General features: G+C 44.4%; 15 protein-coding genes. 2 read left to right on the top strand and 13 right to left on the bottom strand.

Going from position 1 to position 23,241, the window contains the following annotated elements; genetic code table 11:
- Window positions 1–21: 21 nt before the first annotated feature.
- The 5 genes from MHI01_RS19135 to MHI01_RS19110 all read right to left on the bottom strand — a co-directional run bounded on the left by MHI01_RS19135 (window position 22) and on the right by MHI01_RS19110 (window position 7,938).
- A complete protein-coding gene (locus MHI01_RS19135; RefSeq protein ID WP_340983838.1) occupies window positions 22–786 on the bottom strand; it encodes a leucine-rich repeat domain-containing protein in 765 nt (254 codons plus the stop codon).
- A gap of 569 nt (window positions 787–1,355) precedes the next feature.
- Window positions 1,356–2,495: a 5-methyltetrahydropteroyltriglutamate--homocysteine S-methyltransferase gene (locus MHI01_RS19125; RefSeq protein WP_340983837.1), complete on the bottom strand. Its 1,140-nt coding sequence runs from the start codon at window positions 2,493–2,495 to the stop codon at window positions 1,356–1,358.
- 192 nt (window positions 2,496–2,687) lie between these two features.
- Entirely contained in the window at window positions 2,688–4,541 is a 1,854-nt protein-coding gene (locus MHI01_RS19120) for a hypothetical protein (RefSeq protein WP_340983835.1), read from the bottom strand.
- An 11-nt stretch (window positions 4,542–4,552) separates the two neighbouring features.
- A complete protein-coding gene (locus MHI01_RS19115) occupies window positions 4,553–6,844 on the bottom strand; it encodes a glycosyltransferase family 2 protein (RefSeq protein WP_340983834.1) in 2,292 nt (763 codons plus the stop codon).
- Window positions 6,844–7,938, bottom strand: a complete 1,095-nt coding sequence (locus MHI01_RS19110) for a bifunctional glycosyltransferase family 2/GtrA family protein (protein WP_076320158.1) — start codon at window positions 7,936–7,938, stop codon at window positions 6,844–6,846. The genes MHI01_RS19115 and MHI01_RS19110 overlap by 1 nt, the downstream gene beginning before the upstream one ends.
- Window positions 7,939–8,391: 453 nt before the next feature.
- On the opposite strand from MHI01_RS19110, the gene MHI01_RS19105 reads away from it, so the two are divergent.
- Window positions 8,392–9,114: a YheC/YheD family protein gene (locus MHI01_RS19105; RefSeq protein WP_340983832.1), complete on the top strand. Its 723-nt coding sequence runs from the start codon at window positions 8,392–8,394 to the stop codon at window positions 9,112–9,114.
- A gap of 84 nt (window positions 9,115–9,198) precedes the next feature.
- Here MHI01_RS19105 and MHI01_RS19100 read toward each other — a convergent pair whose 3' ends face one another.
- The 8 genes from MHI01_RS19100 to MHI01_RS19065 form a co-directional block, all read right to left on the bottom strand.
- The gene (locus MHI01_RS19100) at window positions 9,199–9,540 is read right to left on the bottom strand and encodes a hypothetical protein (protein ID WP_047841001.1); all 342 of its coding nucleotides are present in this window, start codon (window positions 9,538–9,540) and stop codon (window positions 9,199–9,201) included.
- A gap of 268 nt (window positions 9,541–9,808) precedes the next feature.
- Window positions 9,809–10,369 (bottom strand): DUF4303 domain-containing protein, encoded by a 561-nt coding sequence (locus MHI01_RS19095; protein ID WP_340983831.1) that lies wholly within the window; start codon window positions 10,367–10,369, stop codon window positions 9,809–9,811.
- A 28-nt stretch (window positions 10,370–10,397) separates the two neighbouring features.
- Window positions 10,398–10,676, bottom strand: coding sequence for a hypothetical protein (locus MHI01_RS19090; RefSeq protein WP_315370665.1), 279 nt, complete (start codon window positions 10,674–10,676; stop codon window positions 10,398–10,400).
- Window positions 10,677–10,688: 12 nt separating this feature from the next.
- The gene (locus MHI01_RS19085) at window positions 10,689–11,306 is read right to left on the bottom strand and encodes a hypothetical protein (protein WP_340983830.1); all 618 of its coding nucleotides are present in this window, start codon (window positions 11,304–11,306) and stop codon (window positions 10,689–10,691) included.
- Between the two features lie 336 nt (window positions 11,307–11,642).
- Window positions 11,643–12,188, bottom strand: a complete 546-nt coding sequence (locus MHI01_RS19080; protein WP_340983829.1) for a 50S ribosomal protein L25 — start codon at window positions 12,186–12,188, stop codon at window positions 11,643–11,645.
- Window positions 12,189–12,690: 502 nt separating this feature from the next.
- Window positions 12,691–13,467, bottom strand: a complete 777-nt coding sequence (srtB, locus tag MHI01_RS19075) for a class B sortase (RefSeq protein ID WP_340983828.1) — start codon at window positions 13,465–13,467, stop codon at window positions 12,691–12,693.
- Between the two features lie 22 nt (window positions 13,468–13,489).
- Complete coding sequence (locus MHI01_RS19070) at window positions 13,490–19,498, bottom strand: DUF7601 domain-containing protein (protein WP_340983827.1); 6,009 nt, start codon at window positions 19,496–19,498, stop codon at window positions 13,490–13,492.
- 386 nt (window positions 19,499–19,884) lie between these two features.
- Window positions 19,885–22,008, bottom strand: coding sequence for a 5'-nucleotidase C-terminal domain-containing protein (locus MHI01_RS19065; protein WP_340983826.1), 2,124 nt, complete (start codon window positions 22,006–22,008; stop codon window positions 19,885–19,887).
- 591 nt (window positions 22,009–22,599) lie between these two features.
- Here MHI01_RS19065 and MHI01_RS19060 point away from each other — a divergent pair.
- Window positions 22,600–23,226: a hypothetical protein gene (locus MHI01_RS19060; protein ID WP_340983825.1), complete on the top strand. Its 627-nt coding sequence runs from the start codon at window positions 22,600–22,602 to the stop codon at window positions 23,224–23,226.
- Window positions 23,227–23,241: the final 15 nt, after the last annotated feature.

The raw sequence follows: 23,241 nt of genomic DNA, 5'->3' as shown, positions 1-23,241 counted from the left end.
ATACATTTTCTCTAATCGAAACTACTTCGCCTGATCCGCTTCATCGCTTACCAGACTTACAACGACGCCTTTCTTCTCCAGCTTTTTCACAACCTGCTCTGCACGATCATTCAACGGATTGTTAGCCAAATATACCTCTGTTAGATGTGGGATGGTTTCGAGCACTGCAATATCCTCAATGAGGTTATCTTCTACATATAGATACTCCAAGGTTGGATGGTTTTTGAAAGGTGTCAGATCTTGAATTTTATTATCATTCATAATGACCCATTCCAACTTTAATTTCTGAAGCGGACTTAGATCGGTCACCTGATTCCCACTGGCGAGTAAACTGGTCAGCTTATGCATATTTTTTAATGGAGCCAGGCTTTTGATTTTGTTATTGTCCATAACTAGATTTTGCAGATTAGTCAGACCTAAAAGCGGTGAGATATCTGCAATCTGATTGCCTTCAACAGCTAAGAACGTCAATTTCTTTAACTTGTTGAGTGGCTTAATATTTTTTATATTTTGACCAGGCAAGAATAAATCCGTCATATTAACGGCATGTTCAAGACCTTGCAGGTTAGAAATCTTACTTTTTAATTCCATAGCATATAGAGATTTTAATTTTTTCAAATCGGCAGCCTTTATTTCCTTCTTAGCCGACATCTTCAGATCTGCTCGAATAACTTTGGCCAAGACCGGGTCCTTAATAAGCGACGACGCAGCCAAAACGCTCGTTGCCGGTAATAATACAAAAACCAAACAAAGTACGATCAACTTTTTGATGATTTGATTGTGCATGTAGAATCTCCTTACATTATTTAATAATACAAATATACCATGATCTGGAATGTAATACATGGATATTATTTTCATCCTAATTTAATAAAAAGAACGGATAATGGACTACTTCATCAAGGAATGTAACCCTCTGTGCTTCATACCGGAAAACTTGTGGCTGAGGGTAAGCCCGCAGAGGTAATAACCGCCCCACAGGTTAAAGACATTTTCGGATTGGAATGTACGGTCATAGAAGACCCCGTTTCGGGATCACCGATGGTGGTGCCTAAAGGGCGATATCATGCGAGATAGACAAATAGCGGCAGTCGCGACAAAGATTCCTTTGTCCTAAGTGTCGCTATTTTATTTCGTCCACCACACCTCTTCCTCAGTCATGCCGTTTGCCTAATCCGTTATTCTCATCTCTACCCATTGCTTCACTCTCTTGGCTGTTATGGACTCTGATCAAACATCCACTCTACAATGAGGATTTACACCAAAAAGCCATACGGATGATGGTCCGTACGGCTTTTTAGCGATTTTTTCTTATACATAAACACATGCGTAAATGATGAATGACGCTGCAAATGTTACTTCCAAAGCTCTTCAGCAATTTCCTTAATGAAGGAAAGCTTGCGCCATTGCTGTTCCTCGGTCAGATGGTTGCCTTCTTCCGTAGAAGCGAAGCCGCATTGCGGGCTCAGACAGATTCGATCCAGATCGACATATTGTGTAGCTTCCTCAATCCGTTTCAGGATATCTTCCTTGTTCTCCAGCTCTCCGAATTTGGAAGAGAAGAGGCCAAGTACAACCTGCTGATTGTCCTTCAGGAATCGAAGTGGCTTGAAGTCTCCAGCCCGTTCCGTATCAAACTCCAGATAGAATCCAGAGTAGTTATCGATGCTCAGAAGTGTCTGCGCAATCGGCTCATAACCGCCACCGACTCCTGCAAATGTCGAAACATAATTACCGCGGCAGACATGAGTGGTTACCACGAGGTCTTCCGGCAGGCCAGATACCACATCTTCGTTCAGTTTTGCGAGTTCATTGGCGTACTCTTCCACATTAACACCAATCTGCTCCATCACTGTGATGAACTGTTGGTCACACAATGCACCCCATGTGCAATCATCAATTTGGATGCTACGGCAGCCGGCTTCATAAAAAGCCAGGATGGATGCTTTGTACGCTCCGACAATGTCCGAGAGAAGCTCTTGGCGGTTCGGATAGATGGCCTGTGTGCTTTCCTTATTATCTGCCCGGTCCAATTCGAATAGGAACTGGGCTGCTGCTGGAATGGACTGACGGGCAACAACGTCCTCCCCAGCCGCTTCTTTCAAGAAGGCATAATGCGCTACAAATGGATGACTGCTATAGCTGATTTTGTCGCTCAGACGAGCTGTTTCCGGTCTGGAGGTCGCACCGTTGAATCGGTAGCCTTCCTCAATGATCGTCCGCTCTACACCATCCAGTCCCCAGAAAAAGTCCAGATGCCACCAAGAGCGGCGGAATTCGCCGTCCGTTACAGCCTGAAGGCCAACCTCTTTTTGCTTCTGTACAAGTTTCACAATCTCGGCATTCTCCACTTCCTTCAACTGTTCCGTGGTAATTTCGCCGTTCTGGTATTTTAATCGGGCATCCTTCAACGTACTCGGCCGCAGGAAACTGCCAACAATATCATATCGAAATGGAGTGACTGTTCGTTGTTTAGGTTCTGTTTGTAGGCTCATAGTTTAATCTCCCCGTTTATCATTATAGAATTAAATATAACATATCCGATCGGAATAGCTGTTCTACGAAAGAGTTATAGCCCGCTATAGGTATTAGCTATAGCGGGCTATATTTAAGGAGACTCCATATACAATCATGTATTCCATCTTACCTGACCGGATGTCCGGAACAGGATCTCAACATCTATGATTTCAAGTCAACGTAAGAACGATTTGATCCCCCGAACGGGTAATTTTATAAATCCCCTCTTGCATGTCGATGCCATAATGCTTTTTCAGCAACCACTTGGCGTTGAGATCCGTCTCGACGACCACCAGATAATCGTAGCCGCTCAGAAGGTTATCCATATTATCCTCATAGAACAACACGATCCCGTCCACATGTGGAGCATACAAGAAATACTTTCCTACATATTGCATGTAATAATTCGTGACCTGCTGGTCCCTGTCTGAGGCGTAGAAGAGATATCTATTATTATCCACCTGCCCACCTGGGTACCACCGATCACCGGTAACCGCATGAATCTTGTAAGGGAGCGTTGTATCGTAGGTTTTGGCAATCGAGACGATCCCGTTGTATTCCGATAAAAGGATGGTCGCCGCAACCGCCATACAGCCGATAATGCCTTTTTGATAATGACCTTTTGTCTCAACCGTCTTAAAGGATTGATAATCAGGCACTTCACCAATCCGATAGTGAAATGATCGCTCCAGGTCGATCGCAGCACACAACACTAGCCCACCGGCGAACAGCACCACGATACTGGACGCATAACGCTCAAATCCAGCCAGGACAATGGCTTCATCCAATGGCATGGAGAAGAGATACAGGGCCAGAATACCTGCATAATACAGTAACAGTACAAAATCCAAAGCAATTAATGCTTTCCATAAGTTCCACTTCTTCTTGAGCACAACGATAGCAAATACCGAAGCTCCGATCGCGATAAGTTGAAAAAGTACAATGCCGAGCACAGGCCTGGACGTGATATCTATGCTTGATTTCAAGAAGAGCGTCAGAATCTCCCATTTCTGTTCTCCCGTCTTGCCCGCTTTGATCACCGAGGCTGTTCCCTCGAACTTGTTATTAATGCCTTGGAACACCGTCGCCATTCGCCAGCTCCAGCCGAAATACGGAAGTAGTGAACCACCAATGGTACCAAGCACAGCCAGTCCGACTTTCCAGTTCGAGCGTTGCCCATTTCTCAACCATGTATACACCAGGAAGATCAGACCGATCGCGGCGAAAATAATACCCGTGCTTTTGATGATGGTCAGCAATCCGGCAAGCGGAAGAACAACAATACATGCCTTCATGATCTCATTCCGATATTGGTAAATAACCGCCAGGATCGCGAGTGCGTAGATCGGAAGCAAGAAATCCACGAGTAGATTGGTGATCCGAATCGTCAGATTGAAAAAAGAAAGCGTCGATAACCCGAGTCCGAGAAAAGCGTACAGAAGAAAACGTTTCTTCTCCGAAATAATGCCAAACATGGAATAAAAACAGGAAAAGATAAGCAGACCTTGTGCCAAAAGCATCACGGACTGGGAATGCCCCATGAAGCGACAGACATAATAAATAAATGACGAAGTCCCGAGCGGATAGTTTTTAAAATCAATCAGATTGGAGTCTGGCGTCGGAAAGGCATTTGTACTCAACATCTGCTTCAATACAATAGCCCAGTGCGAGAAATTATCGTAGTGTGTCAATTGATTTTGGAACAGAATCAGCAAAAAGATGAACGTTCCGCCCAGAAAAGAAAACTGAAATAACGAGAACAATACATTCGGCTTGGTCCCTCGTCGGACAGCTCGAACCAGCGTATCTCTAAAAAGAAACAAGCCGAGTATCATCACGATAATACTTCCTATAAAGAGCTGACCTGCCAAGCCAGCGAAATATACGATGCAGGCAATCGAGGAAAACACAAATACAGGGATAAACTCCCACCGTAGTGCAAATGTCTTCCGAACAAACTGCATATAACCAACAAAGGAGATTATCAATAAAACTCCCATCACAAAATGAAGCACAATGAGCATCTTTATCTCTCCTAACCCTCTCTGGTGGCACGATCAGAATGTGGCTGAATCAAATCAGTCAGCAATTGGTCGATCAGGCCCTTCTCCACAATATCATCGATATTCTCCACCGAGAGAAGCACTTCGCGCTCACGGGCTGTCGTTTTTCCCGTATGTTGCAAAATGACTTCAATATTACTCTTCGTATAAAAAGTAACGACCGCTCCTGCCGCAATATCACCATGGAAACCCGTCGCGGAGAAGAAACGATAATTGAAGCTGCGCAGCGTACAGCTAGCATCATTGGTGAAATGAACTGGAAGCTGAAGGGAAAGCCGCGGCATTTTTCGCTGATCCGATCTGGGTTGAACAATCCGTTTTTTCACATTACGTAACATATCGTCATAAGCCGTATCCCACAGATTCATCTGCTCTGGCAACGAGTGTTTACGGTCGTAGATGATTTGCATGTATTGGCGGTTATCATTCTCATCAATCGGCTGAACCGTTGCGGAGTAACGCCAGCCCTCTCCATCCTGTTTCACATAAACGATGACTGCATCGAGATTGGCCTCATACCGGTCGGTTTTGACAACCAAAGAGATGATCTTCTGCTCAGCCAAATAAATGGGATATGGGACATAGAAGGCAATACCTTGCTCAGATACATCCACCGTCTTGGCCTGATAACGCAGATTGTTGGCTTGGTCGTGAATCGTGACATCTTCCTGCGCCCGAATCCGTTCTGTCTCCCGATACGCACGGCGGCCGATCATGAAGAACAGGGCATAACACAGCGCAATCATGTTATGAATCAGCCAGAAAATAATGATACTGCTGAAGAACAGCGCAATGCCGTACTTGCCATTCACATACCGAATCACAGCTGCAATGGAAAGCAACAGCAAGAAGATATGCGGAAGTGCATATAACAGAGCAGACATCCATTGTCGACCGCTTGCTCTGCTTTTGTTGGTAACCTTGAATTGTTTCTCACGAATACCCAGCGTCTCCAGGAGAACCGGCCAGATCAGATAAGGCATGAATATTGTATCGATAACCTGACTCCAGCGCTGATTCCGAATATTGCTGGACAGATATCGCATGGATAGACTATAGAAGAAATAAGATGGAAGCCAGAATATTAAGATTTGCCAGAAGGTTGTATTTACAATCTGGAAGTCGAATAACGCAAACAAAATAGGCGCCAAAATGAAAATCAAGCGGTTAAAGAAGGACCACCAGTATAAGAAACTACTCAAGTAGGTTACTCTCGTCCAAAAGGGAAGCTTCCCCGATATAGGTGCACGCGTATTCTGCAGGCTCTGAATGATACCCCGTGCCCAACGAATCCGTTGTTTAATCATGCTCTTCACTGTTGTTGTTGTCTGCCCGGCAGCTTGAACCTCTTGAGTCGCATAGGTAATATAACCTTCCTGCTGCAAGCGGATGCTTGTCTCAAAGTCCTCGGTGATTGTATTGAGCGGAAAACCTCCGATGTCTTCCATACCCTGCCGGGAAATGATCGTATTACTTCCTGTATAGGCTACCGCATTGGAGGCATTACGCAGGATGTTCACTTCTCTGGAGAAGAAATCCTGTTCATTCGGAATACCTTGCTCTGCATACAGGTTAAACTGGAATAGATCCGGATTGTAGAAGCTTTGCGGGGTCTGTACCAGACCAAGCTTGAACTTAGGGTCCATCTCGTCCTCTCGGCGAGGACGCCATACCTCATTCTCCTTAATAAATGTGGAGAGCATGAAATAGGGGACCGTTTTCATCAAAAAGGTGTGCTGTGGAATCATATCCGCATCAAACGTTGCAATGAGCGGCGAAGAGCTTTTGCTCAGTGCATTGTTCAGATTACCAGACTTGGCATCCTTGTTTCCGGGGAACCCCAGATAGCCCACACCAAACTGTTCGGCAAGTTCCTCCACCTCTGGTCTTGCTCCATCGTCACAGAGATAGATATGAACCTTCTGCTTGTCCGGGTAATCCATGAACGTACAGGCATTAACGGTTTTATATAACAGATCAACAGGCTCATTATGCGTAGCAATAAATACATCCACATCCGGATAATACTCCGGCGGAACGATTGGAAAGTCGAGCTGTGTACGTTCTTTTTGCATTTTTTGAAAGAATAATTCAAAGGTTGTCAGTACGGTGACCGTTTCAGCCACAATCAGCAGCATACCAAAAATGACGTTCAGAACGCCCTCACCCCATGGCAACGTAAAGAACGTGCGCCATACCAAATAAATCGACATCAGGATCATCGTGATGACAAAAAAGATATTCTGCCTTTTTTCGTTTTGCACTACAACTGCTTCCTCCTTGCTGCAAATACCCATCTTCGCTGCAATTGGAAACTGAGCAGGAACAGCAAGGCATCACAGACGAATTTCGCCAATTTCTCATCTACGAAGAGAACGGTATGGAATATATATACACCGGTACTGGAAAGCAAGATCACTACTCCGCATAACGTTAGATAGCGCCATAGACTTCCCTGGCTATCCTCCTTGCAGAATACAAAATGTCTGTTCAGTACATAGTTGACTACAATGGAAATAACTCTCGCAATCACGGTTGCAAGCAGAATTCTTAAATAGTGTTGCTCACCCAACATGGGCCGCAACGCGTCGATCAAAAACCAGGCGATACCCAAATCAACAACAGAACTGGCCACAGATGATGAAATGAACCGCAGAAAATTGGAGAACAACACACCCATTACTCGGGCACTATCCTGGATTGCTTTAAAATGAGTTCCCGCATTGCCATTTTCATAAATGACTTGGATTGGCATCGTATGAATCGGTATGCCAGACTGAATGCACGAGATGAGCATCTGCAGCTCATATTCAAATCGAGTGCCGCGAACATCCTGCATAAACGCAAGTAACCCTGGACCGAAGGCACGAAGCCCAGTCTGGGTATCTGACAGTTTTTTACCATAGAGCATGGCAAAAATAAAGGAGGTCATTCGATTGCCTAACAGGGACTTTGGGGGTATATTCCCCTCGCTGAAGTTTCTTACCCCGAGCACCAATGAGTCCGGATAAATCCTTGCTTCTTGGGCTATGAGGTATACATCCTCAGCTGCGTGTTGTCCGTCTGAATCAGCGGTTACGACGAAGGAAGATGCGTCGAATTGCTTCCCAATATACTCAAATCCGGTCTTGAGTGCCGCACCCTTCCCCTGATTTTCCGCATGTGTTAGCAGAGCACAACCATTCTCACGAAGCTCCTCGAAAATCGACTGGTAGGCCTCACCCGATCCGTCGTCCACAATAACAATATTGGTCAATCCATACTCTCGCAATTGCCGTACATAGGTTGGAAGTCTCTCATCCGGTTCAAGTGATGGAATGAGGATGATCGCTTCGCCGTTTTGTTTACCTATAATCATCCTGATAAGCCTCAATTCGACATATTTCAACAAATTTTTTTGAATATTGTGAGTATAACATCGAAAAGTCATACAGTAAACGAATAATTTGTATATATATTGGTAAAAAAGTCGCACTTTTTTATAAGCTAATTTATAGGTAAAAAGCACTAGTGGAAGGTCAGTCTAGTACTACTCAAACCATTTCACATTTGGCTCTTGTTTCAGTACATGTACCAGCACGGCATGCCGTTATCCACGGTGGTGATAGAAGTGAGCCTGCGTATCCAGAAGCACTCAAAGCGTGAATGAGCGCCTTCCCAGAATGCAGTAATTTCCGCAAAAGTTCATCTTCTGTCTCCATCGACCGATTGGACATGCATCGACTTACAAATCTGGACGAATGGTCACTTATGCGAATCACGAATTTGAATTAGAATTACCATAGACGATTAAAAAAAGGCTGTGATTCCAATGTTATTCGAAAGAGACAAATGGTTGCAGTATGGCATTCTGCGCGATGAGCCCTCTCTCGCTGAACGGTTGCCAGAAACACAGTTGCTTGAGAAGGATACGTTAACGAAGATGCTTCTTCAGTATCCCAGCGTTGTACTGAAACCTCGTAATGGCAGTTACGGAAGGGGTATCCTGTTCATTAAACGAAGCGGTGCAAATGCTTATCGTATTCAAAATGAAAATAACACAGTCACCATGAGAGACAACGAGCAGTTACTGGAATGGTTCGAACAAACAATCAAAAGTGATGAATATATTGTCCAAAAGCGTCTGCAGCTTGCTCAAATTAAACACAGGCCGTTCGACATTCGGATCATGGTTCAGCGCAAAAAGAGTTCCTCGTCCACTTGGAACGTGACAGGTTCCTATGCTAAAGTCGCTGCACAAGGATACCAAGTCACCAATGTGAATAACCGCCCCATTCCCGTTTTTAAAGCACTGAGACTGGCTCGAATTAGAGATCGGCGCTTACTTGTCAGAGCGGAACAAGTTGCACGATTAGCTGCCAAACGATTGGGAGAGCATTACCCTATGCTTAGACAAGTCGGGTTCGATATAGCCATCGACAAGAAACGGCGAATTTGGATTATAGAAGGCAATTATCAACCAGCCTTACGGCCTTTCCGACTTTTGAAAGATTCCTCGATGCACCGCAGAATATTATGGTACAAAGAACATTAAAGCAAAAGAAGACGACCTGCCTGCTAGCCCGGGCAAGTCGTCTCTTCATGTTTCGTACCTAATCTCGATATTAACCCTCTTCGGTTATTTCCGGCATTTTCTAATCGCACTTGTAACACGTGTCACTCGGAACTGATTTACCCCTACCTGTATAATGGCGAACTGGCTGTACGAAGTACCAGAAGAGGTATACGGTTCAGCCTCAATATTTCCACTCGGTGTTCTAACCGTCGCGGTGATTCTAGTTACCAGGCACACACCACGGTCGGAAGATCTCCAAGTCTCGTCACGCTGAACACTATATCTATCGTTGCTACAAAAAATCGATGCATACTCCACTACTCCACTCGCATTAAACGAAGTCGAGTTATAGATCTGAACAGGGTCATAACCACCTCTAGGTGCTCCAGGTCTTCTATTTCCCATTCTCAAAACCTCCTTTTGTATTGATAATCTATTAAATGCAGTTAAATAGTTTTGGTGAGGTATAAATGTGGACAAGGCAGAAAAAGTGTGTTTGTACAGTGGTAGAGGAAAACTAGTAGCTTGATGTCATAACTCAAACACAAAAAACCACCCTTTACTATGCAAAGGTGGTTCGCGAATTATAGATCTGCTGTTAGTATCATCTTATTGGCCAATTGAGTCGAAACGGTACATCATAGACGGTCAAAACTCCCCCATTGCAGATGCCCTATTCTGCCGCCTCCGCCAACCATGCTTGCATAGCCGGAGATTCCGCCCGATTCAAACGTAAGGCAATTTCGGTATTAATCTTATCCGGTGGCATGACTTCAACAAGGACACATACGGACTCTCGCGGTTGATTTAAGGCAAATACGCCTTCATCATCGAGCATTTTCATCGCCAGCTCCATGGCGTTCAGCCTCACATCCAACTCGCGATTCCAATCATCATTCTCCAGTTCCGCAATGAAAGGACGCTCGTTATATCGTTGTTTGACACCGTCAAAGTGATCATCCCCAAAACAACAATAGGGGGAATCCGCATACGACCATTTGATGAGATTCGCAATCGTGGATACCGGCGTATCACTTTCCTCTGCTTGCCTAGCCGATTCCAACGCCAAAGCTTCCCACGACCAGGCAGAGATGCTTGGCGCATGTCCCTCGCCAGTAGTGTATAACGTACAATAATAGTAACGTTCACCATTTTCAAAAAGAGTGCAAAAAGACGTTTTGGCGGCAGCGGCAATCTCTATGGCCAGTGTCTCTATTTCTTGCATTGGCTTCATGATTAGAGTTCCCCTTTCCATTCGTTGATCATTTGCCCCTTCGATATGAATTGGCTATTTGGACTAGATACCAGACACCCGCACCCACAAGGCCAGCAAACAACAGATTGATGCAGCCAAACACGATGAGTGACTTTGCTTGGCCTGGACCAATCCGGAAAGCCGTAACAAGCTGGAAGACAGCCGGTAGCAAAAATGCCAGCCAGGAGATGGTTATAAGCTTTTCTGTTCTGAAACTCCACCACACTGCGGAACATGAGGCAACTAGCAGTACCCAGGTACAGATAAGCTTTAGGGCGAACATCATTTCGTCCCCCTCCTATTTGCCATGAATCACAAGTCCATATTTACTGAATATCCACGATTGGCTCAATTCGTGCATTGCATCATGGCTTATACGCACAGAGGGCTTTTGCTCCTTCATCGCATCTGCATCAAGGGCTGAGAAGCGAAGGAGTTTAGTCATTTTTTTGATAGAGTCTCTTATTTCATCGAAAAATGCATAGGTCAACGGCTTATGGTCCCGGATATCCTCATATATATAGTATTTTCCTTTTTCATCTTCCACATTAACTTGAAAACCTTTCGGAAATGAAAGCAAGATACACGGCAGTTCATCCTCTGCCCATTGTCCGTGATATGGAAAAGAAACCCCTTCATTTCTCACAAAAAATCCTGAACTTTCCTGATCTGATGCAATAGAAATAGAGTAAACAAAGAAGGGATGGATGTCATCTCTCTTTTCTCCTGCCACAAAATACTGATAGAACGTCTGATACTCCTCGTACACCTGATTATAATCATGCTCTGTTCGGGCAGCATTGGTACGATAGAATTGCGCTTGCCGATGCTCCAAAAGCTGCAAAAGGCTTTTAAACTCTTTAGGAGTGATGAAGAATCTCAGTTTATAGAATCCGCTATTCTTTAATTTGTCCATTTCTTTTCGCTCACCGCCCTGTTTAGAAATGTTATGCCAATGACCTTAGCGGGTCAGGTTCAGCTATATATGTATCTTATTTCCATTATAGTGATTACCTTTCCTGAGTCTACCTACTTTACACCTAAATTTTGTGAATGAACTTTGAAAAGGTAGCGAAATATCAGGATCATTGCGCCTGTACGCGAGCAAAAGACATACGTGAGGTGAATTCCAGACTACCCGCCTTGTGAGGATGGGAGCACGCCAACATCTCGTAATCAGCACAAATTAGCCGTACGGATGATCACCCGTACGGCTAATTTTGAATTATTCAGCTTTGCGAATTTGGAATTGTTAAGGTTTAACTACAGAGAGAAGAGACTCATTTCCCTCAGAGATCACCGTCACATCTGGTGCAAACTTAGCATCACTTACATGTATCGTTTCTCCAAGTTCCATAGCACTAATGTCAAATTCAATCGACGTTGGCAAGTATCTCGGCAATGCCTCCACTTCAATAGAAGATAATTGAACTTGCACGACTCCGCCCTGTTTTGTACCAATCGGTGTGCCGTTGAACTTGACAGGAATTTTAGTACGCAGGATCTCATTGGTCTGCACCTGCTGAAAATCCACATGAAGTAAATCCCGTGTAACTGGATCACGCTGGAGATCTTCCAACAATACCGTCAATGAGCCTTTCTCTTCAAACTGCAGTTCGATAAAACCAGACGTACCCTGCTTCAACCATTTTTGAAATTGTATTGTTGGAATATGAATCATTTCATTCTCCGTATTTTTGCCAAACACAATACCTGGCAAACGCCCGGATTTACGTAAATCCCTAAGTCGGGATGTATTTAATGGAATGCGGGTCTCCGCCTGAAAACTAGTAGTCATGCTATGTTCGCTCCTCTTTATTAAATGATATTTTCACATTTTTCATACTCATCCAACCATCCCCTGTTGGGGCTAAAGAGAGAAACATAGCATCACCACCTCCATATACGATCCAATTGATTTTAAAATACATTTAATGTAAGCACCCATAATATACATGAAGGCACTCTACTCCGAAGAGTAGAATGCCTATGGGATGCTTCAACCCTATCATAGAAACATAGATTTGTCGATTTAACCCCATAATATGATCAAAAGCGTCTCCTTCCAGTCTGCGTCGTTGATCAGCATAGAGACCACCCCAACGATGGAGTGGCCTTCATGTCCTCATCTCAAATGTATACATCCTCGATACTCGTTGGATTCGTCAGAATTTATCATTCTGCGTAATTCCTCAATCCACATGTCCATGAGCACCTTATTTCGGGGACAAGAAAAATCGCGTCCTCTAAGGAGAGAACGCGAGATAAAGCAGATTGATTTTGTGTTTCAGCATCGTCAATTAACGCTTTCGAGCCACCACCGCTAACCTACCGTTTTCGGTTGAATACTCGCATGTGGACAGCACAATAAGCTTGTCACCATACTGTGCTGTTACACCTGTGTCATAAAGAGAGAGTTGTTTGATATTCTGAACATATGAATCGAACTCGGCGGGCGTACTTACATTCTCAATCTGGTAGTATTTAAACACGTCGTCCGATTTGCGATAAACTTTTGACAGAATAACGGCAACAATCTCATACTCTTCCTTTTCGTAAAGCGTGCTGAACTGGAACGTCGCATGTTCTTGATAGAAGCTTTCGTTCCTGTACTTCATTAAATCTTTAAACATCCAACCACTTTTCATGTGATGTCCATGAATCAGCAAAATGTTCGAATGGTTGGTCGTACTAGACTCGTCCAAAAAAGGAAGACCGCCTTGGTTTTCTTTTCTATCAAAATCATGATTGAGATAGTACTCCGAATCCTGTGGGCTCTGCATGACCGGGTACTCAATTCGGGTACCGTCAATCTTCAGCCAGCCGACGATGTCTGAGTTCCTCTCGTAAAGATCTCGAAATTCGGGAAGCATAACCGGCTCATTGCCTTTATTGAACAAAAGGGAGGGGATTGCATCCCCTCCACCTTGTTCTGATCCTTCTGTCCAAACCTTTGTTAACTCTTCGATTTTCTGCTTCTCGGCATAATCTCGCAAGAAAGTCCTCGCAAGACTGACAAGTGAAAATACCAACACAAGCAAGGAAACAGCGATAAGAATTTTTTTAGTTTTGCTCATTTTCTTACCGCCTTCCCTTCCATTACTGGATGTGCTTTTTCTTCTTGTACCCGAGTAGACAGAACCCAATCGTCATTAAGGACATCAGCGCCAAAATCATATACAAGAATGGCGATACGCTGTTATCTCCAGTTTTCGGAGCATCGTCCAACTCGTTGCTATCGTTCTTAAGCTGATCGTTACCATTGCCTGGTTCAGGCGTTACGGTACCTGGTTCAGGCGTTACGGTGCCTGGTTCAGGCGTTACAGTGCCTGGTTCAGGTGTTACGGTGCCTGGTTCAGGCGTTACGGTGCCCGGATCTGGCGTTACGGTGCCTGGACCAGGCGTTACGGTGCCCGGATCTGGCGTTACCGTGCCTGGATCTGGCGTTACCGTGCCCGGATCTGGCGTTACGGTGCCTGGACCAGGCGTTACGGTGCCGCCTCCATTGTTACCATTGCCGCCACCAGAACTAATTGGCTTCATTGGCACATCGTACCTGACAATGTCAAAATCGACTGAAATAGTACCACTTGTGTGCGTTTCGTATCCGTCCTTCGTTACGATCAGATAGTAATCCGCTTCAGGAAACACCATGTACGCATAGAAGCCATCTGCATCACTACTCTGCTCCGGGCTCTCGTTGTCGTACGGCGGGAAATTTGGAACCTTTGGAAGCGTTACTTTCGTACCCGGAATGCGGCCGTTATCTCTATTCCGCTGCGTATCCGCATAATACAGTGTAACTTTGGCTCCATCAATTTTCTTGCCAGTGACGGCATCTCCTGTCGTTTCATCATAGACGGTACCGTAAGGGTCGACTAACTCCTCTGAAATATTCAGCTCTCCGTTAGCTTTAACGTCAAGTTGCGCTACTTTGAGGAGCAATTCCTCACCTGTCTCAGCTTGATAGCGAACTTCCATTGTGTACTTCTGCTCGCTTAGCCCTTCCACAGAGAAAGTTCCATTCGACGCCATAGGAAATGCTTTAGGTTGGCCGTTTTCCTTAACATAGATGCCATCCTTGTCTTTCAAATAGATATGCATCTGGCTAGTCAACAAATCGTTGAATAGCACTGTTGTTCCATCCAATTGTTTGAACAGAATGATCCCCACGGCCGTAATGTCCGCTGGAACAGTCTCGTCCGTTACACTGCTGTTCACATTTGCTTTCTGCGTAAACTCAACAGGTACATCCTTACCGCCTACCCGATACATCTTCGTATATCTGATCGTATAGTCGGTATCCGCTACGGCTGGGATTGAATATTCACCCTTCTCATTCGTCTGCGTCTGAATCTCTTCGCCTGTCTTCAGATCGGTTACCGTAATCGGTGCATTCGGAATGACTTCTCCTGTTTTATTGTTACGCAACACGCCTTCCAGATACGGTCGGGTATTGGCAAAATGTGCTTCAGATAATTTTTTCTCTGGAATAGTGCCCATGTGAATGAGACTTTCTGGATCAGTCACATAGCCATCTTGCGTATAATCATCTTGGGTCACTTTGTACTGAAGATTGGTTGGAAGCCCTTGGACAATGAGCGTCTGGCCATCTGTAAGCTCAAAGCTCTCACCGCTCTTGATCATACCCTTGCTGCCGTCTGATTTCTCATAGACGTAGGATTCGTCCGATCCCTCGCCGGTGAAGGCAACCGTGTACTTAAACAGCTTCTTCTTGTCTTCATCTTTGCCTTTAACTGTGTTGCTGATTAATAGGCCGCCCTTCAAGACTCGCACGTTCGTGAATGGGGCATCTTCATCAATGCCTTTCATGACTCCGGTATAGTACCGTTCCTCAGGAGTAGTCATGTATTCATCGGTTGTATAATCTTGTTGGGTAACTGTGTATTTCAGATTCTTAGGCAGACCCAAAATATCCAGTGCCTCTCCATCCTTAAGGCGGAATTTACCGCCGGACTTGATCGAACCTGTGCTGCCGTCCGTCTTCAAGTAAGAGTAACTTTCCTCTTTGCCTGTATCCTCAAAGTTGACGGTGTACTCGAACTCCTTCGTTTTATCGCTGCCGTTGCCCATGACAGTATTGCTGATGGTCAGCTTGTTAACGGTCCGTTCATTGATGAAGTCCGCTTTGTGATCACCTTTATTCACGATTGAGCCAGACAGCTCTCTCGTACCCGGTATCGTCGTATAACCGTCAACGGATGTATAATCAGCCTCGTTTACGGTATAGACCAGATCCGCAGGCAAGGCTGGGAACGTCACAGATTCCCCGTGCTTAAGGGTAATCTTGCCTCCGCTCTTGATCGTGCCAAACGTATCATCCGACTTCTTATAGGTATACTCTCTGTCCTTACCTTCGCCGGTGATGGTCACGGTGTACTCGAACTCTTTGTCCGGATCACTGCCGTTGCCTTCCACCTTATTGGTAATGGTCAGCTTGCCTTGTGCCGGTGTAGGCACGATCAGCGGATTATCAGAGGTTAATTTCACCCCGTCTACCCAGATGGGCTTCCCTGGCGTATTCCCTACATATACTTGGTATACCCTTGTAGTTGGCAGCCAAGTATTGGTGTCAATATAAGTTTCTTTCAGCTCATAATACCCTGGATCAGGGAATAGCAGATTAAGTTTCCCTCCGCTATCGGTTTTTCCTTTGGTGATTATAGTTCCGCCGTCTTTCTTATAGAGTGTGAACTCTACGTCTTTTAGCGGATTGCCATTGGGATCTACCTTTTTCAGAGGTAACAGAGCATTGGAACTTGAACTGCCGGCCACGTCCGAACTGTCCAGCGTGCTTTCGCTTCTGGCACTGACAGATTTCAGATTGTCATCGCCCTCCAGTTTTACCTCGTTGCCCATTGTGTCTCCAGCTTTCGCTGTAGATGGATCAACTTCTGTTTGGTACACAAACTGGTAAAGCTGATTAGGGTCGTCCATTTTAAATGTTAGAACCGTAGTGCCACCTGCGCCTGGTACAGCTTCTACTTGAACTTCAGCATTCGGGTCGCTGAGGTCCAGTGCTGCGCCCTCTCGTTCAAGAGTCCCGCTTGCGGTCAATTTAGCAGGATAGACTGCCATACTAGGTGATGTCAGCACAAGCTTTCCGTTTTCTTCATAACGCAAATTCATGCCTGCACCCAGGGTATCCTGCAAATAAACACCCTGCTTCATGTTAAATGGCGGGGTATAGTTCACCGTCCATTCCAGCACTCCTGGAACTGGCTTAGTTACCGACTTTCCAAGGGTCTGAATAGGTACAATAACTTTGCGCTGTTCGGTGACAACCTTCTCCACTCCACCCCATGTCATATGAAGGTCGGCTTTGTTATACAGCACCTGTTTGTCCGTGCCGTTGATGGTGTATTCCTCTAAATACTTCTGTAGAGCATCGTTGGAAGGTCTTGCTTTCACCAGAATGATATAAGGACTTTCCAACTTGGAGAAGGTGAAAGTACCCTCGTTTCCAATATGTGAAAAATGGACTACATGAGAACTAGTACCTGGTTCAATTAGAGTTCTAGCATCGTTTCTAACACCATATTCTGTTCCTGCACCATTGTCCGAAAATCCTTTCCAAAGCTCAAAATCCTTAGTTTCAGAGAAAGGAACGAATTCCCAGCCTTCGGGAAGTGTATCCACTAGCTTAATATTACTAATGACTCGATTACCGCCATCCTTAGCCATTTCTTCTGTGTTATATCCAGGCATATTAACCCCTAAACGGAATGTGACCGTCTTGGTTGTCCTGTCATAGCCAGAAATTGTCCATGCTTCATTGTTATCATTTCTAATGTAACTGCTAACGTTATTCGGCGTCACATTGTCAAAAGTACCATCTACTTTTAATGGCCTCGAAGCAAAGAGCATATCCTTGTTCAACATATGCATGTGTAGGTTGGCGCTGTTATCTGCTTTTTTCACGGTTTCGCCATCAATGAGCAAAGCCCGATTCGAAACAGTTTTCCCTGCGTTAATATCCTGTCTGAAGAGAATGTTCGGGTTGGTCTCAAGTGCACGGAAGCTGAAGGATGCCGCTTCTTCGGTGTATCCGGTCACCTTGATCAAATCCGCGACCACTTTACCGTCCACGGTTAATGGAATAGCTTTCATCGCCAATCCGGTTGCATTCGACTTCAGAGTTCCCGCTTTGTACTGCTTCCAAAGCTGCGCAGAAGTGATATTTGCTTTAATTTTCGCAATTGTCTCCGCACTCACCTCGCTGGTTTCATCTACAGCGTTGTCCAAGACGTTCAAGTCACCGCCATGCACAAGGACATCGTATACTACCGCGTTAGGTAAGGCATACTGTGGTGCTAGATTAACGGTCCACGTGATACTGCCCAGGTTATAATCCTCGGTTGATACTGCGCCTGTTTTTGTAAACGTGTGTGCGCCAATGCTGACGACTGCCTCATCTGTCACCGCAATAGGTCTTTTACCCGTCATTACATCGTTGTTCTGTATAACACCTGGTGTATCCAAATTCCAGTTGGCACGAGGGTCAATTTGGAAGCTGGAACCACTTATTGCCTTGCTTTTAATCAACAATTCGACTTTTCCGTTAATATCCCCGAAGGAATACACGCCGTTTGAATCTGGTGTAATTGGCGTTTCTTCAGATACAGCGCCATCTACCCATGTCTGCCATGCAGCCGATTCAAATTCCAGCCCAGCCGGTAATACATTTGTGATGGTAAAGTCCTTTAACCCTTTTTTATTATATTGGTTAACCGCGATCTTCCATGTAATGGTTTCATTCGCATGGTCATACGAAGCGCTGGCTTGAATCCAGTCGGGAGCAAAAGAAATCTCCTGACCTGCCTGTACCAACATGTTGTTGTCCTGTCTCAGTTCCACTTTGCCATTCATGTCCCGGTAGCTGCGACCAAGATTGTTTGGCGGATTCCGATGTTCGTAATAATAAGCTTCCTTTGGAATCCATGTTTTATATTCAACCTTTGGATCTAGACCTGTTCCCTGCGGAAATATGTAAGTCAGCGATCCGTCGGCCCCAATGACTGGCGTTACATTTTGGCCGTTTACTTTGAATGAACCCTCCTTATAGATACCACGGACATTTCCAAAACCCGTATTATAAGTGGCTGGATTCGTATAGAATGTCTTCCCGTCTAACGGCAATTTGACTGTTTTATCAAACTGATCGAATGCAGAGACGTTTGACTCCCAAGTAATTGCACCTTCAACCAATTGCGCTGGCTGAATCCCGCGGTAACCATACTGATCCCACCTGATCATTCCAGGCGAGCTTAAAGTAATATTATACTCTGCTGTAACATCTGGGTTCTCAAGCTGATATGCACCACCAAAGATGTTGATCGGCTTTTTATCGCCATACGCTAGTCCCGTTATATCTGCATTGGCAGTAGATTCAAAGCTGAAGGCAATACCTCGTCCAACACCATTGAAAAAATTATCTTCACCGTTAAATACAATCTTGATGCTATTTGGAGTGAAATAGGCGGTGCCCAGCTGTTTTGTACCTGATTCCGTCTGTGCATTCAAGGTTTTAGTAGCTGTTGGCAGCACCACTTCCTTGAAGTAATCTTCTCTTTTCAGCTCGATCCAGTCACCCTTTTGGATGTATTTCTCAGGATCTGCATTAGTGGGATTTGGGTCATCACCATTCACTGGTACCTTGAGACCTTCCGATTTGAGCGTAAAGGGCTGTCTACCCTGAATAATACCGTTCGGATTAATAACAGCATTCCCCTGTGTCACTTCCAGCGGAAAGGTTGAATTAGATTCCATAAATACCGCTGTTTTGTCCGTTGGGACTGCCGCCATCGCTACGAAATTATTCGGTTTGTCGTTCACTGCCTCTGGTACCGAAAGCGGTTCCTCTTGCACTGCCTCAGGTTCCGAAAGCGGTTCGTCGTTCACTGCCTCAGGTACCGAAAGTGGTTCGTCGGCACTCGGTGAGTCAGATTCAATGACCGCTTCCATTCCGGAATCGGTTGGCACACTCTCCGCATATGCGGCGGTGGAGTATATCACTGTCTGCAAGACGAGCAACATTGCCAGAAATAAAGACAATAACGGTTTACCTATATTGCGTTTTTGTTTCAAACGAAAATCTCCTCCACTTCTAAAATTTTTGCAGCAACCAGAAACTTTTTCCCTTTCCTTTGGCCATTCCATCCTTACAACAGAAACTGATAAAATTCATCAAGTTCATATGGCTTGCCTTACCATTTTACTTTAGAGCCCTTACCAAATTCTGAACACTAAACGGTAACCAAACCATAGAGCCAATTCAGACATAGATTTCTCCATAGAATCGTGGATTTTAAGCATAAAAAAACATCCTAAATTGGGATATGGCATTCTCCTGGGTAAACCCTTTTCACCAATTAAAGAACTACTTGATGAGAGGGTTTATCCGTAGAGGAATGCTCATTCGCCCGATAGGATGTGTTTCTCTGTTTTAATATAAAGTTTGAATAAGTTCTACATTATGAAGCTTTTGCTGCAACAGCTTTTTCAATTAATGCTTTTGCATCGTTAGTAGTCAGACCTAGTTTAGGTTGAAGTGATTTTTTATCTGTTCCAGCAAAAATACCTTTGTCAATCAGTTTTGCCATAGGTTTAATTGCATAAGCAGACACGGATTTACCATCTTCGAAACTAGCAATAATCGTAGCAGCGTCTTTATCAGTCGCTTGATCTTTTACCAATTTAGCAAGAATGGTAGCAGCTTCTTCACGTGTGATATCCCGATCAGGATAGAAGTTTCCACCATAACCTTGAATGAATCCAGCATGCATAGCTTCAGCAATCGCATCTGCATATGCAGTATTAGCCGCAACATCCTTGAATGCAGGTGCTGTAGCTACTTCGTTAAGTTTCAACATGTCGACCAGAGCACTTACAAATTCAGCACGAGAAATGACTTCTGTTGTTACAGGTGTTTCTGTTGGCTCGGTAGATGCAGCCAGGTTTGTGATACGTCCTTCATTTTTAGCTTCGATGCTACCGCCTTTATACGTGTCTACGATGTATTGGTAGAATACATCCAGATCGATAGGACCTGCCAGGGATGATTTAGCATCCAGTAGCACTTTATAGTTATCTCCACCTGCAGCCATAAAGTTGTTAACTACAGCCGTATATGTTTTTGCAGGATCAATCGATGTTCCATCTTCCAGACTAAGACCCGTAACACGTTCTGCGACCGGCTTATTGAAATCTGCAGTGTATTTCAAACCAGAGATTTGGAGTGTTTTGGTATTAGGTGTACCGTCAGCATTGGTACCCCATTGCTGCTGCAACAAGGTTTTAACCTGTTCGCCAGTCAGCTCAAGTTTTACTAGAGTATTACCAAACGGTTGGATTTTGGCAAGATCAGCAAAGGTCACATCGCCTTGTGGCAAATCCGCACGAATACCGCCTGGATTCATAAATGCAAAGTCAGCAGCACTTGCCTCATCCCCAAAGTCTGCTTCACGCATTGAATCTGCAATGAGGTTGCCTAGAGGGGCTTCGTTATTATAAGCATCTGTACGGGTAACAGAACCGTCCGTTGTACCTACTGGCTTCGTCAGCTCAGGATGCTTGTCTAATGATTTTTTAATAATAGCTAAAGATTCAGGGTCTTCTTTTACACCCTCTTGGAAAGTCGTTGTAACAGTCGCTGATTTTTCAGTTACATCCCCGGTAGCAGGGTCAATCATCAGCTTGATATCTTCAAACGCCGTACCATAGGAATAAGCTTGAACGATCAACTTTCCATTCACTTCACCGTTAGCCAAAGCATGATTGTCACCTGCAACGATAACGTCAACAGGGGAGTCCGCTGGTAAAGCTTTTGCCAGATCAGCTGCTTCTCCAGTGGTTACGCCTTCTTTGGTTGTTGCTGGATCATGTGCCAAAACAATGATCGTTTCTACACCTTGGTCTTGCAATTCTTTAGCATATTTATTAACGGCTTCCACTTCTTCTTCTGCGCTTAAGAAACGTACGCCAGCTGTCCCAGATGGAGATACTTTGGCAGGTGTTGATTTCGTCACTAGTCCGATAAATCCAATTTTGACTCCGCCCACTTCTTTAATCACATACGGCTTAATCAATGTTTTTCCTGTGGCAGTTTCAATCACGTTTGCATTGACGTAATCAAATTTTGCACCGGCATGCGTTACCTTACCTTCTTTTGGATCAAGGCCACCAAAGATCTGTGCCTTTAAAGCAGCGACACCTTGGTCGAATTCGTGATTCCCTAAGGACCCTACATCGAAGCCCATCATATTCATCCATTCCATGGTAGGCTCGTCACGATCCAAAGATGAGGCTGGAGCAGATGCACCAACAGAGTCTCCATTATGGAAGAGTAGGGAGTGTTCATATTTGGCTTGAGCTTCTTTGAGATAGGTTGCTAGAATTGGAGCCGTTCCTGCCTTCTTAACACCCACGATTGATGTGGTATCTAACTGACCGTGGAAATCATTGATTCCAATCAAGTGTACTTCTACATCGTTACCTGCGGCAGAGACAGAACCCGCTGCGCCCAATAGTTGCGTGAGTAATAGTGCAGCGGTAGCTACACGCAGTGTGCTTTTACCCAAAACTTTTTTCCAAAACATGAATGAAAAAACCCCTCTCCAATTTTAGATCCTGAGATATTTTACCATAGTTCAATTCATAAAAATCATTAAATATATAAAATGGGTGTAAAAAGTTGAGAGATTGATAGAGGAGATGAATACCTATATCTCGATCTGCACCAAAATTAGTGTTTAGCTTCAATTTATTCAATCGAATAATAGGTTTTTTTCTAGCTCAGGAGACGAGAAGTTATAACGCATTGGTTGTAAGTAATAGATGCAAAATCTCATATAGAAAAATATGGATTTTATATTTTTTGTTGCTATAATGGAAAATAAAGTATGTATTTTCACTTGATGATATAACTCCTCTACTAAAAAACACTTAGCTTCCATCTCCTAAAACACACACATCCCATTACATAATATGTATCAAAGATTTTCACACTTCTATTAAAGGAGGTGACCGTTGGGAGCATTTTAGATCTTAGTTCCCGTTTTACACCAGATGGGGACGTGTTACCTCACCGCTCCTGACTGAATACAACGCAGAAACATGCAATAGCTGTAAGGATTTGTTGTTCTATGCATTTAACTTTAACCATTATAAGAAAAATAGGAGCGTGTCCAATGAACAAACGACTTTTTCCCAGATCTTTTCGAGTTCTTATGGCTTGCTTGTTGATTCTTGCATTTGCCGTACCAGCAACAGCTTCTGCTGGCTATCTTGGAGATAAACTCACGATCGGCCAAAGCATGGCAAAGGGTGACTATCTCACCTCCCAAGATGGCAGGTTCTCAGCCATCTGGCAAAATGACGGGAACTTTGTTATCTATCAAAACGGTTCTTCTCTCTGGAGTAGCGGAACTAGTAACAGTGGGGCTCTTTCGTTCAATTTTGAATCACAGTACGGGAAACCTGTCATGTATAAATATGGCATGAAATATCAAGACGTTTACCAATATGGTTATCGATATGGTTTCAACCCGGCTACAGGTAAATTCGAATATTACACCGGTTGGGGATGGGATAAAGTTTTGATGATTGATACTTCTGTACAGGTAGCTGCCTGGTCTCCCAATACCACCTCATGGATTCCAGGTCATCACGGGAGCAGCTTACCTGCTAACACAACGGGTGATACACTGGTCATGCAAAGTGATGGTAATTTAGTTCTCTATAACACAACCCTGACCAATGACTATTATCCTAACAGTTGGATTCCTGTCTGGGCTTCCAATACGGGCGGGCGTTAAAATCAGTTAGAGAGC

This window comes from Paenibacillus sp. FSL M7-0656 (assembly GCF_038003225.1).
Classification (GTDB): domain Bacteria; phylum Bacillota; class Bacilli; order Paenibacillales; family Paenibacillaceae; genus Paenibacillus; species Paenibacillus amylolyticus.
The sequence above is the reverse complement of the archived record's forward strand: the minus strand, read 5'-3'. Positions and strand labels throughout refer to the sequence as shown.

What these genes read in the sequence shown, in the direction of transcription:
- MHI01_RS19080 (WP_340983829.1), bottom strand. Translation starts at nt 12,188, where the DNA reads ATGACTACTAGTTTTCAGGCGGAGACCCGCATTCCATTAAATACATCC.
- MHI01_RS19090 (WP_315370665.1), bottom strand. Translation starts at nt 10,676, where the DNA reads ATGATGTTCGCCCTAAAGCTTATCTGTACCTGGGTACTGCTAGTTGCC.
- MHI01_RS19135 (WP_340983838.1), bottom strand. Translation starts at nt 786, where the DNA reads ATGCACAATCAAATCATCAAAAAGTTGATCGTACTTTGTTTGGTTTTT.
- MHI01_RS19085 (WP_340983830.1), bottom strand. Translation starts at nt 11,306, where the DNA reads ATGGACAAATTAAAGAATAGCGGATTCTATAAACTGAGATTCTTCATC.
- MHI01_RS19120 (WP_340983835.1), bottom strand. Translation starts at nt 4,541, where the DNA reads ATGCTCATTGTGCTTCATTTTGTGATGGGAGTTTTATTGATAATCTCC.
- MHI01_RS19060 (WP_340983825.1), top strand. Translation starts at nt 22,600, where the DNA reads ATGAACAAACGACTTTTTCCCAGATCTTTTCGAGTTCTTATGGCTTGC.
- MHI01_RS19105 (WP_340983832.1), top strand. Translation starts at nt 8,392, where the DNA reads ATGTTATTCGAAAGAGACAAATGGTTGCAGTATGGCATTCTGCGCGAT.
- MHI01_RS19100 (WP_047841001.1), bottom strand. Translation starts at nt 9,540, where the DNA reads ATGGGAAATAGAAGACCTGGAGCACCTAGAGGTGGTTATGACCCTGTT.
- MHI01_RS19095 (WP_340983831.1), bottom strand. Translation starts at nt 10,369, where the DNA reads ATGAAGCCAATGCAAGAAATAGAGACACTGGCCATAGAGATTGCCGCT.
- srtB (WP_340983828.1), bottom strand. Translation starts at nt 13,467, where the DNA reads ATGAGCAAAACTAAAAAAATTCTTATCGCTGTTTCCTTGCTTGTGTTG.
- MHI01_RS19065 (WP_340983826.1), bottom strand. Translation starts at nt 22,008, where the DNA reads ATGTTTTGGAAAAAAGTTTTGGGTAAAAGCACACTGCGTGTAGCTACC.
- MHI01_RS19110 (WP_076320158.1), bottom strand. Translation starts at nt 7,938, where the DNA reads ATGATTATAGGTAAACAAAACGGCGAAGCGATCATCCTCATTCCATCA.
- MHI01_RS19125 (WP_340983837.1), bottom strand. Translation starts at nt 2,495, where the DNA reads ATGAGCCTACAAACAGAACCTAAACAACGAACAGTCACTCCATTTCGA.